This window comes from Hominisplanchenecus murintestinalis, assembly GCF_943193015.1.
Classification (GTDB): domain Bacteria; phylum Bacillota; class Clostridia; order Lachnospirales; family Lachnospiraceae; genus Hominisplanchenecus_A; species Hominisplanchenecus_A murintestinalis.
In genome coordinates, this window is record NZ_CALPCM010000030.1 from 20,884 (window position 1) to 34,492 (window position 13,609).

At 47.0% G+C, this 13,609-nt stretch carries 18 protein-coding genes and 1 tRNA gene; 2 read left to right on the plus strand and 17 right to left on the minus strand.

Translation table 11 applies throughout. The features are described 5' to 3' along the window. Positions 1-2 precede the first annotated feature (2 nt). Genes dusB through NFR99_RS10580 form a run of 7 tightly spaced genes read right to left on the minus strand, consistent with a single transcriptional unit; the run spans position 3 to position 5,017 of the window. On the minus strand, positions 3-965 hold the full coding sequence (gene dusB / locus NFR99_RS10550; RefSeq protein ID WP_251353594.1) for a tRNA dihydrouridine synthase DusB: 963 nt from the start codon (positions 963-965) through the stop codon (positions 3-5). A 19-nt stretch (positions 966-984) separates the two neighbouring features. Further along, positions 985-1,317 carry a DUF6145 family protein gene (locus NFR99_RS10555; protein ID WP_120485154.1) on the minus strand — a complete coding sequence of 111 codons (333 nt, stop codon included), beginning with the start codon at positions 1,315-1,317 and terminating at the stop codon, positions 985-987. A gap of 10 nt (positions 1,318-1,327) precedes the next feature. Then, positions 1,328-2,308: a biotin--[acetyl-CoA-carboxylase] ligase gene (locus NFR99_RS10560; protein ID WP_251353595.1), complete on the minus strand. Its 981-nt coding sequence runs from the start codon at positions 2,306-2,308 to the stop codon at positions 1,328-1,330. Continuing rightward, complete coding sequence (locus tag NFR99_RS10565) at positions 2,305-2,589, minus strand: hypothetical protein (RefSeq protein ID WP_251353596.1); 285 nt, start codon at positions 2,587-2,589, stop codon at positions 2,305-2,307. The genes NFR99_RS10560 and NFR99_RS10565 overlap by 4 nt, the downstream gene beginning before the upstream one ends. Position 2,590: 1 nt before the next feature. Continuing rightward, complete coding sequence (argF, locus tag NFR99_RS10570) at positions 2,591-3,580, minus strand: ornithine carbamoyltransferase (RefSeq protein WP_120485157.1); 990 nt, start codon at positions 3,578-3,580, stop codon at positions 2,591-2,593. A gap of 2 nt (positions 3,581-3,582) precedes the next feature. Further along, complete coding sequence (locus NFR99_RS10575) at positions 3,583-4,527, minus strand: SPFH domain-containing protein (protein ID WP_120485158.1); 945 nt, start codon at positions 4,525-4,527, stop codon at positions 3,583-3,585. Positions 4,528-4,585: 58 nt separating this feature from the next. After that, positions 4,586-5,017, minus strand: coding sequence for an NfeD family protein (locus NFR99_RS10580; RefSeq protein WP_251353597.1), 432 nt, complete (start codon positions 5,015-5,017; stop codon positions 4,586-4,588). A 151-nt stretch (positions 5,018-5,168) separates the two neighbouring features. On the opposite strand from NFR99_RS10580, the gene NFR99_RS10585 reads away from it, so the two are divergent. Then, positions 5,169-5,241: transfer RNA gene (locus NFR99_RS10585), tRNA-Thr, on the plus strand. A gap of 108 nt (positions 5,242-5,349) precedes the next feature. Here the strand turns inward: NFR99_RS10585 and NFR99_RS10590 are convergent. The 7 genes from NFR99_RS10590 to pyrE form a co-directional block, all read right to left on the minus strand. Continuing rightward, positions 5,350-6,159: a transglutaminase domain-containing protein gene (locus NFR99_RS10590; protein WP_251353598.1), complete on the minus strand. Its 810-nt coding sequence runs from the start codon at positions 6,157-6,159 to the stop codon at positions 5,350-5,352. A 94-nt stretch (positions 6,160-6,253) separates the two neighbouring features. Next, positions 6,254-8,305 (minus strand): aminopeptidase, encoded by a 2,052-nt coding sequence (locus NFR99_RS10595; RefSeq protein WP_251353599.1) that lies wholly within the window; start codon positions 8,303-8,305, stop codon positions 6,254-6,256. A gap of 13 nt (positions 8,306-8,318) precedes the next feature. Then, on the minus strand, positions 8,319-8,903 hold the full coding sequence (locus NFR99_RS10600) for an HD domain-containing protein (RefSeq protein ID WP_135975166.1): 585 nt from the start codon (positions 8,901-8,903) through the stop codon (positions 8,319-8,321). A gap of 7 nt (positions 8,904-8,910) precedes the next feature. Beyond that, positions 8,911-9,231 carry a DUF6142 family protein gene (locus NFR99_RS10605; RefSeq protein ID WP_120485162.1) on the minus strand — a complete coding sequence of 107 codons (321 nt, stop codon included), beginning with the start codon at positions 9,229-9,231 and terminating at the stop codon, positions 8,911-8,913. Continuing rightward, positions 9,224-9,664 carry a VanZ family protein gene (locus NFR99_RS10610; protein WP_251353600.1) on the minus strand — a complete coding sequence of 147 codons (441 nt, stop codon included), beginning with the start codon at positions 9,662-9,664 and terminating at the stop codon, positions 9,224-9,226. The genes NFR99_RS10605 and NFR99_RS10610 overlap by 8 nt, the downstream gene beginning before the upstream one ends. 22 nt (positions 9,665-9,686) lie before the next feature. Further along, complete coding sequence (locus NFR99_RS10615) at positions 9,687-9,839, minus strand: hypothetical protein (RefSeq protein ID WP_168354731.1); 153 nt, start codon at positions 9,837-9,839, stop codon at positions 9,687-9,689. Between the two features lie 24 nt (positions 9,840-9,863). After that, positions 9,864-10,538: an orotate phosphoribosyltransferase gene (gene pyrE, locus NFR99_RS10620; protein ID WP_120485164.1), complete on the minus strand. Its 675-nt coding sequence runs from the start codon at positions 10,536-10,538 to the stop codon at positions 9,864-9,866. 291 nt (positions 10,539-10,829) lie between these two features. On the opposite strand from pyrE, the gene NFR99_RS10625 reads away from it, so the two are divergent. After that, positions 10,830-11,285: a hypothetical protein gene (locus tag NFR99_RS10625; RefSeq protein WP_120485165.1), complete on the plus strand. Its 456-nt coding sequence runs from the start codon at positions 10,830-10,832 to the stop codon at positions 11,283-11,285. Between the two features lie 17 nt (positions 11,286-11,302). Here the strand turns inward: NFR99_RS10625 and NFR99_RS10630 are convergent, their stop codons facing one another. The 3 genes from NFR99_RS10630 to NFR99_RS10640 form a co-directional block, all read right to left on the minus strand. Beyond that, on the minus strand, positions 11,303-11,743 hold the full coding sequence (locus NFR99_RS10630; RefSeq protein WP_120485166.1) for a YwiB family protein: 441 nt from the start codon (positions 11,741-11,743) through the stop codon (positions 11,303-11,305). 3 nt (positions 11,744-11,746) lie between these two features. Then, positions 11,747-12,571, minus strand: coding sequence for a glutamate racemase (gene murI / locus NFR99_RS10635; RefSeq protein WP_120485167.1), 825 nt, complete (start codon positions 12,569-12,571; stop codon positions 11,747-11,749). A gap of 68 nt (positions 12,572-12,639) precedes the next feature. Then, positions 12,640-13,290, minus strand: coding sequence for a YigZ family protein (locus NFR99_RS10640; RefSeq protein ID WP_120485168.1), 651 nt, complete (start codon positions 13,288-13,290; stop codon positions 12,640-12,642). Positions 13,291-13,609 lie beyond the last annotated feature (319 nt).

Sequence of the window (13,609 nt, forward strand, 5' to 3'; positions counted from 1 at the left end):
TTTCACCCAAAGCTTTCTTCTAAAAGCGCTTTCAGCGCATCCATGCTCTCAATCTCATTGACGCGTCCCCTCAACTTCGCCGAATGCGGGTATCCCGCCGTATACCACGCCACATGCTTGCGCATCTCACGGATGCCTGTATACTCACCTTTATAACGGAGCTGCAGCTCACAGTGGCGCAGAATCATTTCTTTTACTTCCTGACGGCTTGGACGCGCAGGTACTACCCCCGTTTTCAAATACTCTGCCGTTTCCCCAAAAATCCAGGGATTCCCTCTGGCTGCCCTGCCAATCATCACTCCGTCACACCCGGTTTCCTCCAATATCTGTTTTGCCAGAAGCGGCGATGTAACGTCTCCATTCCCTATCACCGGAATGGAAACTGCCTCTTTTACCCGGCGAATAATCTCCCAGTCCGCTTCGCCGGAATAATACTGCTCCCGGGTGCGTCCGTGTACGGCAATTGCCGCCGCGCCTGCGCTTTCAATGATTTTGGCTATTTCCACTGCGTTAATATGGTTTTCGTCAAACCCTTTCCGGATTTTAACTGTCACCGGCTTACTGACTGCCTTCACCACACTGGAAACAATCGCTTCTACCTTTTCCGGCTCTTTCATAAGCGCCGAGCCTTCTCCATTGTTCACCACTTTCGGCACTGGACACCCCATATTGATGTCTAATATATCAAAAGGACGTTCTTCTATCTCCCTAGCTGTCTCTGCCATAATATGCGGATCTGACCCAAAGAGCTGCAAGGCGATAGGGTTTTCCCCTTCTGCAATTTCCATTAACGCTTCCGTATTTTTATTATGAAAAGAAACCGCTTTCGCGCTCACCATCTCCATGCTCAGCAGGCCGGCCCCCTGCTCCCGGCAGAGCAAACGAAATGGCAGGTCAGTTACCCCTGCCATCGGCGCCAGTATACATGGACTCTCAATTTCCACATTCCCTATTTTCATGCTCATCCTGACCTCCCTAAAATGCTTACACACCTGTCCCGGCAGTTTGAAACACTTTATAATACATCTCCAGCGCTTCTAAAAGTTCCGCTTTCTCTCTCTGTATCTGCCTGATTTTCAGCACACTGCCAATCTCGTCATAACCAAAATCATTTTCTGCCGCCTCCGTACGAAAACACAGTGTTCCGTCCTTATCAAACTCCAGCACCAAAATACCGCCCACATCATTGGTGTACAGCACGCACAGGATTTTCAGTTCATCCTGTACGCCTGCCGGAAGCGACTCAAATCGGCTGTTAAGATAAAACTTTTCCTCATAGGCGCTGGCTGCGCACAGCACCGTCTTTTCTGGTTCCATATTCCTCTCCTTATGTATATCCATAGACACCGCGCACAGACACTTCCCCGGCAAAAACCGCCGTTACAGAACGGTCTTCCCTCTCTACAAGCAGTTCGCCCAAGTCATTGATTCCCCTGGAAATCCCCGTATACTCATTCCCCGGCTCCAGCACCCGCACTTCGGCATCCCGGTTCACCAGCATCTCATTGTAGATGTTCTTCAGTCCTGACAAATTTCCTGCTGCCGCAAATGCCTCATAATACTGTTCAAAATACTTCATGCACCGGCAGATAACTTCTGCCCGGTTCACGGTATGCCCTGCATGAATAGAGAGAGACGTAGCTACCTGGCTGATTTCTTCCGGAAACTCATCCATATTTACATTGATTCCGGTTCCAATAACCAGATAATTAATTGCATCCATCTCCATACTCATTTCTGTCAGAATGCCGCAGATTTTCTTTCCGTCAAGCACCGCGTCATTCGGCCATTTAATCCCTACAGGAAGTCCCAAAAGCTCCCGGCATCCGGAAGCCACCGCCATTCCCATCAGAAGCGTAACCATAGATGCCCGTTCCGGCGGCAGTTCAGGCCGTATCACCAGAGTCATGGCAATAGCCGCCCCGGGAATCGTGTTCCAGCTCCTGCCACGCCTTCCCCGTCCTCCGGTCTGCTCATCTGCAATCACCAAAGTGCCGTGAGGCGCTCCCTCTTCCGCCATTCTCTTTGCCTTATTATTGGTCGAATCAACAGCAGCAAAGTGGGCAATATTCTGCCCCGCCCAGCGCGTCTCCAGAAGGCTCTTCACTTCTTCCGTCGATACCACATCCGGACACGCCGTGATATGGTATCCCTTGTTTGGAACCGCTTCAATTTCATATCCTTCTTCTTTTAGCTGGTTAATGGTTTTCCATACCGCTGTCCGCGAAACGCCAAACCTTTCACACAGCTCCTGCCCTGACACATATCCGTCCTGACTTCTTAAAATATGTAAAATCTCGCTCTTCATCCTAAAAGCCTTTCTGCTATTAACAGCTGCAAGATAAACAGAACAAACAGTGCAGCTGCAAAAAACACTAAGATTGTACCCAAAATATATTTTTTCCTCAGCAGCTTCAATCCTGCCAGGATTCCATTGACGAGTACGCCCAGACCCGATATCAGAACAAAAAATCCCTGCATATTATCGATATCCAAACATGCCGCTACGGAACATATGATTAAAACCAAACCTGCAATGCCGCCCAAAAGTTCCAGATTCAGCACTGCCCCGGCCTTTTTCCTATCCATCCTACTCTCCTAAAGTAGCAAGCATCACTGCCTTAATTGTATGCATCCTGTTTTCTGCTTCGTCAAACACTTTTGACTGTACCGACTCAAACACTTCATCTGTAACTTCCATATCTTCAAGCCGGAAACGTTCTCCCATTTCCCTTCCAATTTGAGTCTTTAAATCATGGAAAGCCGGAAGGCAGTGCAGGAAAATAGACTGCTCACCCGCATTTTTCATCACATCGGCTGTCACTTTATACGGCGTAAGTTCCCGGATACGCTCTTCCCAAATCTCGTCCGGTTCTCCCATAGACACCCACACATCCGTATAGATTACATCAGCGCCTTTCGTGCCCTCCATCACGTCTTCTGTCAGCGTCACACTCCCGCCGGAAACCTCAGCATACTCTTCACAAAGCTTCACCAGCTCCGCATCCGGAAAATATTTTTTTGTCGTACACGCCGTAAAATGCATCCCCATTTTCGCACAGGCAATCATCAGGGAATTTCCCATATTGTAACGGGCGTCGCCCATATAAACCAGCTTCTTTCCTTTCAGCTCTCCAAAATGCTCCCGGATTGTCAGCAAATCAGCCAGCATCTGTGTCGGATGATACTCGTTCGTAAGCCCATTCCATACCGGGACTCCGGCATGTTCTGCCAATTCTTCTACGATTTCCTGCCCATATCCCCGGTACTCAATACCCTCAAACATCCTTCCAAGTACCCTGGCAGTATCGGCAATACTCTCTTTTTTTCCTATCTGTGAGCTTTTAGGATCCAGATACGTTGCACCCATCCCCAAATCATGTGCCGCCACTTCAAAAGAACACCTGGTTCTGGTACTTGTTTTTTCAAAAATCAACGCAACGTTTTTCCCTCTGAGGGTATCCACCGGGATACCCTTTTTCTTCTTATCTTTCAGTTCTGCCGCCAAATCCAACAGATACATGATTTCCTCGTCCGTATAGTCTTTCAACGTCAAAAAATTTCTTCCTTTTAAATTCATTTTTATATCTCCTCTTTCGCTACTTCTGTCACGGCTTTCACAAGCCCTGCTACATTTTGGATTTCTGATGGAATAATAATTTTTGTAGCCTTCCCATCCGCCACTTTTTCCAAAGCTTCAAAACTCTTCAGTGCAAGAACCGGCTGATCTGCACCTGCTTCTTTCAGGAAACGGAGTCCGTCTGCATTTGCTTTCTGCACTTTCAGGATAGCCTCCGCCTCTCCTTCGGCTTCCCGGATCATCTTTTCTTTCGCTGCCTCTGCGCGCAGGATTGCCGCCTGTTTCTCTGCCTCTGCATCCAGGATTGCCGATTCTTTCTTTCCTTCCGCCACCAGAATCGTGGACTTTTTCTCACCCTCTGCCCGGAGAATAGATTCTCTCCGCTCACGCTCTGCTTTCATCTGCTTCTCCATAGCATCCTGGATCGCTGCCGGCGGAATGATATTTTTCAGCTCCACTCTATTTACCTTAATGCCCCACGGGTCGGTTGCCACATCCAGCGATGCACGCATTTTCGTATTAATCGTCTCCCTGGAAGTCAATGTCTGATCCAGCTCCAAATCACCGATAATATTCCGCAGCGTTGTCGCCGTCAGATTCTCAATCGCCATAATCGGATTTTCCACACCATACGCAAACAGTTTCGGGTCTGTAATCTGATAAAATACAACCGTGTCAATCCGCATAGTTACATTATCTTTTGTAATAACCGGCTGCGGTTCAAAATCAACAACCTGCTCTTTCAAGTTCACCCTTTTTGCAACTCTGTCGATAAACGGCGCTTTCACATGAAGCCCCACGCTCCAAGTTCCGCGGTATCCCCCCAAACGCTCAATAACCAACGCCGTCGCCTGCGGTACAATCCTGATACACGAAATCAAAATCATCAGGACAATCAACACCAAAATCCCAACCAATACCGATGCAACAATATTTCCAGGTTCCATAATCATACCTCCCAGTTCTCTTCATATTCCATTTTGTTACTGCTTGCTCCGTCAGTTATCATTTCTCTACAATAAGCTTCACACCGCTCACCCCCAGGATCGTAACTGTGGTTCCGCACACAATCTGTTCCCCATCATTTTCTGTGCGCGCCATCCATACCTTGCCGTCTGCCCGGGCTTCGCCCGTTCCTGCCAAATTGTCTATATCCTGCGTCACTACCGCCTTCTGCCCAAGCAAGCTGTCCACATTTGTCCTTACTCTGTTTTTATTAATATATTTTGCAGCAAAGGGTCTGGTAAATACCAGCAGTAAAATGGACACTGCCAAAAAGACCACAATCTGCACCACAAGCCCCGCCCCAAGAATCGATGCTACAAAAGCAGCCGCAGCGCCTCCTGCGAACCAAATTGTCGTCAACCCAAGGGTAGCCAGCTCTATCACCAGAAGGACAACCAGCAGAACCAGCCAGAAAATCAGTTCTCGTTCCATACATTTCCCCTTTCTTTTGCTCTTCATTCATCTTACTATATTCCTAAAAAAAATACAACTATCACACCAGACAAAAATACAAAAAAGCCGTTGACAAGGAATCTGGTTTATGGTAGAATTGCTAAACGTAGCGATGATTTGTTGTGTACAGGCTGATGTGGCACAGGTGGTAGCGCACCTCATTGGTAGTGAGGAGGTCACGGGTCCGAGTCCCGTCATCAGCTTTTTAAAAAGCCTTGGTTTTCAAGGCTTTTTTCATTTTCTGACCAATGAAAGCCGCCCATTTTTGAGCGGCTTTTTCTGATTTGACTACCAAATGACTAACACTGAATCTACAAAGCAATATGCAGAATCGGATGCAGAATATAGGTGCCGTATGGCGCTGCATAATTTGCACTATAACTTTTAGCTTCTGCAAAAAGCGGATCATAAGCCAGTCCGTTTATTTCCGCCCAGGCATGCCCCCGCCCTCCGCTTCCGTCACAGTCTACACAGACATAAACATTTTTATATCCAAGAGCTTTGGCAAGGTAGGCGAATGCGGCTGCATCAGAAAAACAGTTGCCGCCCCCCAGAAGGAAATGGTCATTGGCATAAACTGCCGGCCAGCCTTTCACATTTGCAAATGTACGCCTGGTAACGTAAGGTTTCGAAATCACCCAGTCAAAACATGCTTTTAGTTTTTGTTCCTGGGTCATGCGGGAATTTGTAACCTGCCCTGCAATGGATTTTGCCGTCTGCAGAGTTTTGAAATCCTGTGCCTCTGTTGTGCTCATACGTTTGCCATTTGGATAGTAATAAACAGATTTTTTTCGGAATGCTTCCAGGATACCTTTGTTGTCCAGGTAATAAACGGCTGTCCGGTTATACACGGTTCCAGTCTTCATAATTCCTTTCTTATCAAAATAATAATACTTTTTATGGATTTTCTGAATCCCTGTGACATACTTTCCCTTTTTATAATATCTCTTTTTCCCGCCCCTAATCGTACGCCAGCCTTTTTTTGTACGCGCCTTTGCCGCCGATACACAAGCCGGCGTCGAGCTGGCAGTAAATGCAAATAAATCCTCAGATACAGGGGACAGTGCAAGTCCAACAGCAAGGGCTGCCGCTATTTTTTTCCTATGTTTGTTTACCTTCATAACTTTTCTCCTTCTTTTTCATAGTTTTGTTTAAAATATTTTTTTACTTGCATGTTCCTACTTGCAGCCTTTTCAGCCAAGTAAAAGCTTTTTATTAAACCACTCCCTCCCTTTCCAGAGGTACGTTAAGCTCTTCTGTCCCTTCCAGAACAAACCTTCCGTTTTCTATCACCGGAATCCGGGTGCCATCGCTGCAGATGACTTCGATTTTCCCCAATTCTTCGTAAGGAATCGTAATATCGGTATGGCATCCCAGATACGCCTTTCCAATATCTGTCTTTCTCAGGATGGAAATTTCATTATCGCGGGCAATAATCTCTTTTCCGTCAGGATTGTAGACTGCCGTATCCTCCGCCCAGCTATAGCAGGTATCTCCCACTGCAAAGTGCGGTCCCATTTTTTCTGCAATCAGAATCGGCAGGCATCCGGCGATATCATATTTCCTGGCTGCCGCATATGCAGTCGTATTCGTTCCGATGGCAAATTCCCCCATCGGAAGAGTATCATGATGGTGCAGCACATTTTCCCGGATGTAACGTCTGTTTTCTTCTTCAGATTCGAAATTCCCGCAAGTATATTCTGTGACCATTCCGTCCTTAAATTCCATATGGAAGTTTTCGTAACACAATTCGTTTAAATACACGCGCCCCACTTCCAGCACGCCCTCTGTTCCTTTCAGCACCGGGGAAGTGAATACCTCGCCCACCGGAATGTTTACATCTGCCACGCAGTTTTCAAAATTCGTTTCTTTTGACGGATGCTCCAGCTTGTGAAGCTGTACCGTCAAATCCGTATGATTCTCCCCGCAGCCCAGGATATGCACTGCCTTTCCTTTATCCAGCGTATCAATCAGGGTCTGCTGTATTCTTCGGTACAGAGAATAATCGAGCGTATTAATCTTTACTATTTCGTCAAAAATTTCCGAAAAATCTGAACCAATCTCTGGAACCGGAAAGGCAATAATCGTGAAACTCCGCTCCTCACCTTTTATATAGCGGTTGGTAATGCGGGCGGATTCGTTATCCAGGCTGACCTGGAGCTGCTGCTGCTTTTCTGAAAAACGATAGGACTCTGGCTTATTCTCCGGTATAAAAGGCGCCTCGCCAAACGTCTCCACACAGGCTGGTCCTGCATGGACATACGCCAATTCTTTATATTCTTCATAGGCAGCGCGCATCACACCGAGCTTTCGCTCCACAAAGGGTTTATCCAGATAAACTGCTGCGTCCGCCCTGTGGTCATAATCATACTGCTTGTTTGGAATCGCCCCAAAATACCCCACACGAGACTGTCCCCTCCGATTGACGCTTGCAGCTGCCGAACGGTAAATCACTGGTTTCAGTCCCATTTTATAAAAATTTTCCACTGCTGCGCGGATCATCCTCTCAAATCCGACAGCATAGCGGATATTTACCGTCTTTTTCTTTGACAAATCTTTGTTCCCCAGCACAAAACCCATCCGATATCCTTCTGTGTAAGTGTCTGCCATTCGTTTAATCGTTTCCTGAGGAAGGGAATTCAGGTGTTCCGCCATCCGAAGCTCATTCTGCGTAATGTATTCTCCATATTTATACAGATAACGCAAATCCGTCAAATCCTCTTCCAAAACAATCTTCGCCGCAAAATCCAGCGATGGGTCTACGGCCTCGCGGATGCGGCGGCTCACCGTCAAATCACTGTAATCACTGATATGCCAATAAATAATCTGCTGGATTTCACGGTAAGACGGAAGTTCCTCCTCTTCAAAACAATTGTAAATTTCAATAAACAATTCATGCAGCACCGTGATATCCTCCAGGCGCCCCTCATATTTATATACGATAATGCCCCTCAGTTCCGTATAAAGGAAACTCAAAATCCGTCCATGAACCTCGCCCAGCTGCTCCACTGCATATGCAGGATTCCCGTAGCTGCTCCCATAGTTTTCAGGCAGGATGTCCTCATAAAGCTGCCTGTTCCATTCCTGCCACTCCTCCAGACTACGCTCCCACCTAATATCTGCCTGATGAAGCATAAAAAGAAAAGAGGCCGTCTTTGCGAAATAATCGCCAAACGGCTCCGATACCGTATGCTCCTGCAATATAGACGCAATACGCTCTATCGTCAAATCATATCGTTCCTGTATGATACTGTCCTCTCGCGGCATCTCTGCTCCTCCCCTAACATTCGATATTCCCATTCTTCACATTCTTCTCAATCAGCTTCCCGGCATACCCCCACAGCTCCTTCGAGCCTTCCGGCGTACGCACATTCCGCTCCATAATCTGAGACACCTTCACCTGATGTTCCCTCCAGGACTTCCCTCCGGAAGCATCATTGAGCAGAATCGGCTGAATCTTGTCCAGTGACAGTGCAAATTTTGCCTCCGCTGTTTCCCCGGCTTCAAACTCATCCCACAGCCCTCTCATGTACTCTGCCTGATCAGGGGGCAGCAGATGAAAAAGGCGGTTTGCCGCCTGAACCTCCCGCTCTCTTTTCGTAGCATTTCCGGCTGCATCATAAGCATACGTATCTCCCGCGTCAATTTCAACAATATCATGAATCAGCACCATCGTCATCGTGCGCAGTACATCAATCTGCTCATTTGCATACTCCGCAAGCAACGCGCACATCAAGGCCAGATGCCAGGAATGCTCACTGTCATTTTCTTTTCTTTCACCTGACGAAAGCCAGGTCTGCCGTGTTATATTTTTCAGCTTATCCACTTCCAGGATAAATTCCATCTGCTGCCGCAGTCTCTCCATCTCCTGCTCACCCTCCAAAACCAATCAAAATCACAAAAATCCAAATCGCCAACACACAGCCGTTGAGAATTGAACCAATCTTCGGAAAGAGCAGATGTGTGTCATGCTCTCCAAAACTAACCAATCCCAAAATCAGCCCCATTACGGAAAATACGGCGCCTGTCAGCCCTATCGTTCCCATATACGCCCCGCCCTCTCCGTCCAGATAATAGGCGAGGTATGCCAGCGCGCCAAAAATCACCAGTGAAAGCCCTCCCAGGATTGTTGAGACAAGCCCTCTCTGAGAATGCTTTTTCTCTGCGAAAGAATACATCCGTTTCTTAGCCATACACTTTTCTCCTTATATAATTGCACAACGAAAAAATCACGTATCCCAGAATTCCGCCCAGGGTGTTGAGCATCAAATCATCCACATCAAAGCTCCCCACTTTTGACACCAGCTGAATCGTCTCGACAAGAAGGCTGAACTCAAAGCTAAACAATCCCATACGGAATAAGCCCCTCGCATGGCTGCTCAGCATTGGCAGAAAAAAGCCAAAAGGAACAAACGCCAGCACATTTCCTGCCAGATTAATAAACACCGCAAAATGCCCAATCAGTTCCCTGTTCTGCCAAAAACGCTTAATTTCCAGGAACGGCACCAGATTGTACGAATATTCCCGGTCTGTCACTGTCCTTCCATAACTCTCCGCAAAAAACAGAAAATACGTCAGACCGAGCAGATAACAGATAAACAGTATCAGCCCGGCTATGCGTATCATTCTTTTCGTCTCATACCTCATCTTAAATCAGCACGCTCTTCCTGTTCTTTAAAAGTCTTGCCCCCTGCACAATCAACAAAATTCCCGAAACAATCCCTGTGACCAGCACAACTACTCCCACCGCTATGCCGGACGCACCTGCACCGCCCATTGTCCTGTACACCTTTTCACTCATACCAGCCCTCCTTACTAATCCGCTTTATTTTGCGCCGTACTGCTCATAATATACATCAATTGCCGCTTTAATGGTATCATCAATCACAACCCTGCCGCCGCATTCTTTATTATGCAGATATTCCACAACCTCTGCCATACTCACAATAGCATTTGCCTGGAAACCGTATTTCTCCCGGATTTCCTCCAAAGCGCTCTTCTCGCCCTTTCCTCTCTCCATACGGTTCAAAGATACCATAAGCCCTTTGATTTCTACCCGGCCCTGAGCACGGATAATCGGAAATGTTTCTTCAATAGACTTTCCTGATGTGGTCACATCCTCAATAATCACCACCCTGTCGCCGTCCTTGATCTTACTCCCCAGAAGGATTCCCGCATCCCCATGGTCTTTTTCCTCTTTTCTGTTCGAACAATAGCGGATATCCTTTCCATAAAGCTCGCTGATCGCCATCGTCGTCGCCACGCTCAAAGGAATCCCTTTATATGCCGGCCCGAACAGCACGTCAAAATCCAGTCCATAATTGTCATGAATCGCTTTCGCATAATATTCTCCCAGCTTCCGAAGCTGCGTACCTGTTACGTAAGCCCCCGCATTCATAAAAAACGGGGATTTTCTTCCGCTTTTCAGCGTAAACTCTCCAAACTTCAGGACATCACTATCCACCATAAAATCGATAAACTCGCTTTTGTATGCTTCCATTTTAACAAAACTCCTTTATTTATGCGCTGTATAACCCCTTTGCCCAATTCTTTCTCTTTTAAAACTTCGTCCATGTTATCTCCTTTCCCAGAATAGAGAAAGAACCATTTATTAGTAAATGAGTATACCATAAATCCTGCACCTGTACAATACACATATCACTATATTCAAGCTTTTGCCACCGTCCTGCAAAACCAGATATGATGATAACGCAAAAGAATCATTGAACTTTTCCCCAAAGAATGCTAGAATGTAAACATTACATTATAAAAAGATAATTGGAGGTACGCTATGTCCACATTAGGAACTGTGCTGCTCATCATTCTGGCAGTACTCATCGTTTTACTCATCGGCCTTTATTTCTTTGGGCGGAAGATGCAGAAAAAGCAGGCAATTCAGCAGGAGCAGATGGAGGCTGCGAAGCAAAACGTCACAATGCTGATTATTGATAAAAAGAAAATGAAGCTAAAAGATTCAGGTCTGCCCCAGATGGTCATAGATCAGACCCCGAAGATGATGCGCCGTTCAAAGCTTCCTATCGTAAAGGCAAAGGTCGGGCCCAAGATTATGACACTGGTATGCGAAGCATCCATCTTTGACAGCCTTCCCGTAAAGCGTGAAGTAAAAGCTGTTGTAAGCGGGCTTTACATAACAAGCGTAAGAGGCATCCGCGGCTCACTCGAAACCGCCCCGAAGAAAAAGGCAGGCTTCTTCGCCCGGGTAAAAGGAAAATTTTCAAAAAAATAAAAAGGCAGGCACATCTGTTACAAATGCAGATGTGCCCTTTTCTTTGACTGCACATTCATGCTGATTGTACAGTCTGCTAAATGTTCATAGTTTACTTCTAATGCATATTCTACCTTAATATCCAGACTGTCCTCAGCAGCCTTCAGCACAATATCCTTAGCGGAAATACCCACCAGCAAATTCCCAAAAGGGGTACTATAATAAGTATGATTTTTTTTATTACGCTCAAAAACCATATGCGCATTCGTCACTCCCCGCTTCGTGACCTCCATACTGCTGCCGTCTACTTTAATGAGATTCTGTATGGTTTCTTCTGTCCCTTCTACAGCCTCGTCATATTTAATATAATGTTTGCCGTCCCTCTCAAAATAAATTCCGGGAGCAATCATCTCCACCGTTTCTTCTTCCGCTTCCACAGACTGCAATCCCTTAATCCGAAGCAAAACGTCCTTTGTCATATTCTAATACTCCTCAATATTAATCTGTCTGGTCATCTCTATATCAAACGGCAGGATAGAATTGGCAAATTCCTTAAACTTTTCCGCCAAATCGCTCACATAAAATTTATAACGCTCTGCTTCACAGTCCCCCGTGCAGGGATTTTCCAAATGCTCTCGTTTCAGCAGTTCTTTCAATTCCCTTGCCGTCTCATAGGCAGGATTTACTAAAGTTACACCCTCACCCACAATATCCCTCAGCAGGGAACGCAGCAGCGGATAATGGGTACAGCCTAAAATCAGGGTATCAATTCCCTGTTCCATCAAACTATCCAGATATCTCCCGGCAACCTCTGCAGTCACTGAATCCTTCAGCCATCCCTCTTCCACCAATGGAACGAAAAGAGGACAGGCTTTTCCTAACACCTGAATATCCGGATTCTGCGCCTGGATAAATTCCGTGTAAATCCCCGAATTCACAGTGGCTTCTGTCCCTATGATACCAATCTTTCCATTCTTTGTAGCTTTCCCCGCAACCCGCGCGCCCGGCTTTACTACCCCAATAATCGGAATGTCAAGCTCTTTCTTAATTTCTTCCAATGCATAGGCGCTGGCGGTATTGCAGGCCACCACAATAGCCTTTACATCCTGTGTGCGCAAAAACCGGATAATCTGCCGCGAATAGCGCAGCACTGTATCCTTCGATTTGCTGCCATAGGGAACACGTGCCGTGTCCCCAAAATATATTATGCGCTCATTCGGGATATTCCTCATGATTTCCCTCGCTACGGTCAGACCGCCGACCCCGGAATCAAATACCCCTATGGGCGCCTCGCATCTATTTTCCATTTTCCCCTCCAAAGGCACACATTTCTACATCATTTTCCTTTCCATTCTAATCGCTCCCTTTAAATATTTCAAGCGAAAATCACCGGAGCGCCATCCACTAAAGCAAAACACACCGGACTGCATGCCAAAAACACAGCCTTTCCATTCGTTCCTTCTGTAATCTCTTCCCGTATCCCATCCAAAAGTTCCTGCGGCACCAGCGTCTCCACTTTCACTTTCTCCGTGTATTCCGAATCTGTAATAACAATCCCTCTTTGCCCCAGAATATACTGTATCTTCCCAATACCATTATAATCCGTCTCCAATTTCAGCAAAAAGCCCTGTTGTTTCTCAATAATTACACTGGCTTTCAGCCCTGCCTGCACTGCCTTAGAATAAGCGCGCACCAATCCCCCCGTTCCCAGAAGCGTGCCGCCAAAATACCGCGTCACTACCACTGCCGCGTTGTGGATACCTTCTCCCAAAAGCACCTCCAGCATGGGCCTTCCCGCCGTCCCCTGCGGCTCACCGTCATCGCTGCACCGCTGCAGCTCCTGCCGTTCCCCTGCCACAAAAGCCCAGCAGTTGTGCGTCGCGTTCCAATACTTTTTCTTCAGTCCTGCGATAAATTCCAGCGCTTCCTCCTCAGACTCTATAGGATGCACCGTGGCGATGAAACGCGATTTTTTTTCCACAATTTCTCCCTCGCCGCCCTGATATACCGCTTTATATGAATCCATGCTCCCGTTTCCTTTCCATGACTAATAATCAGATATTCTGGGTACATTATAGAATACGCGCGGGATTTATGCAACACCGGGCTGGGCTGCTCAATAAATTGCGGTTTGTCGGGGAGTTTACTGCTCACCCCAGACAGTTACAGAACCGATAGTATCCATGCCTACTCCGGACAGTCACGGAACCGATAGTCCCCATGTTTACGCCGTACGCCGGGAAGCCTGCCGCATATCCCACACGGACAGAGACAACGCGCCGGTGAACTAACCGTCGGAGAAACACGCAGCGCGTGTTTCTCTGCCGCGGTGGTCGCCGAGTGGG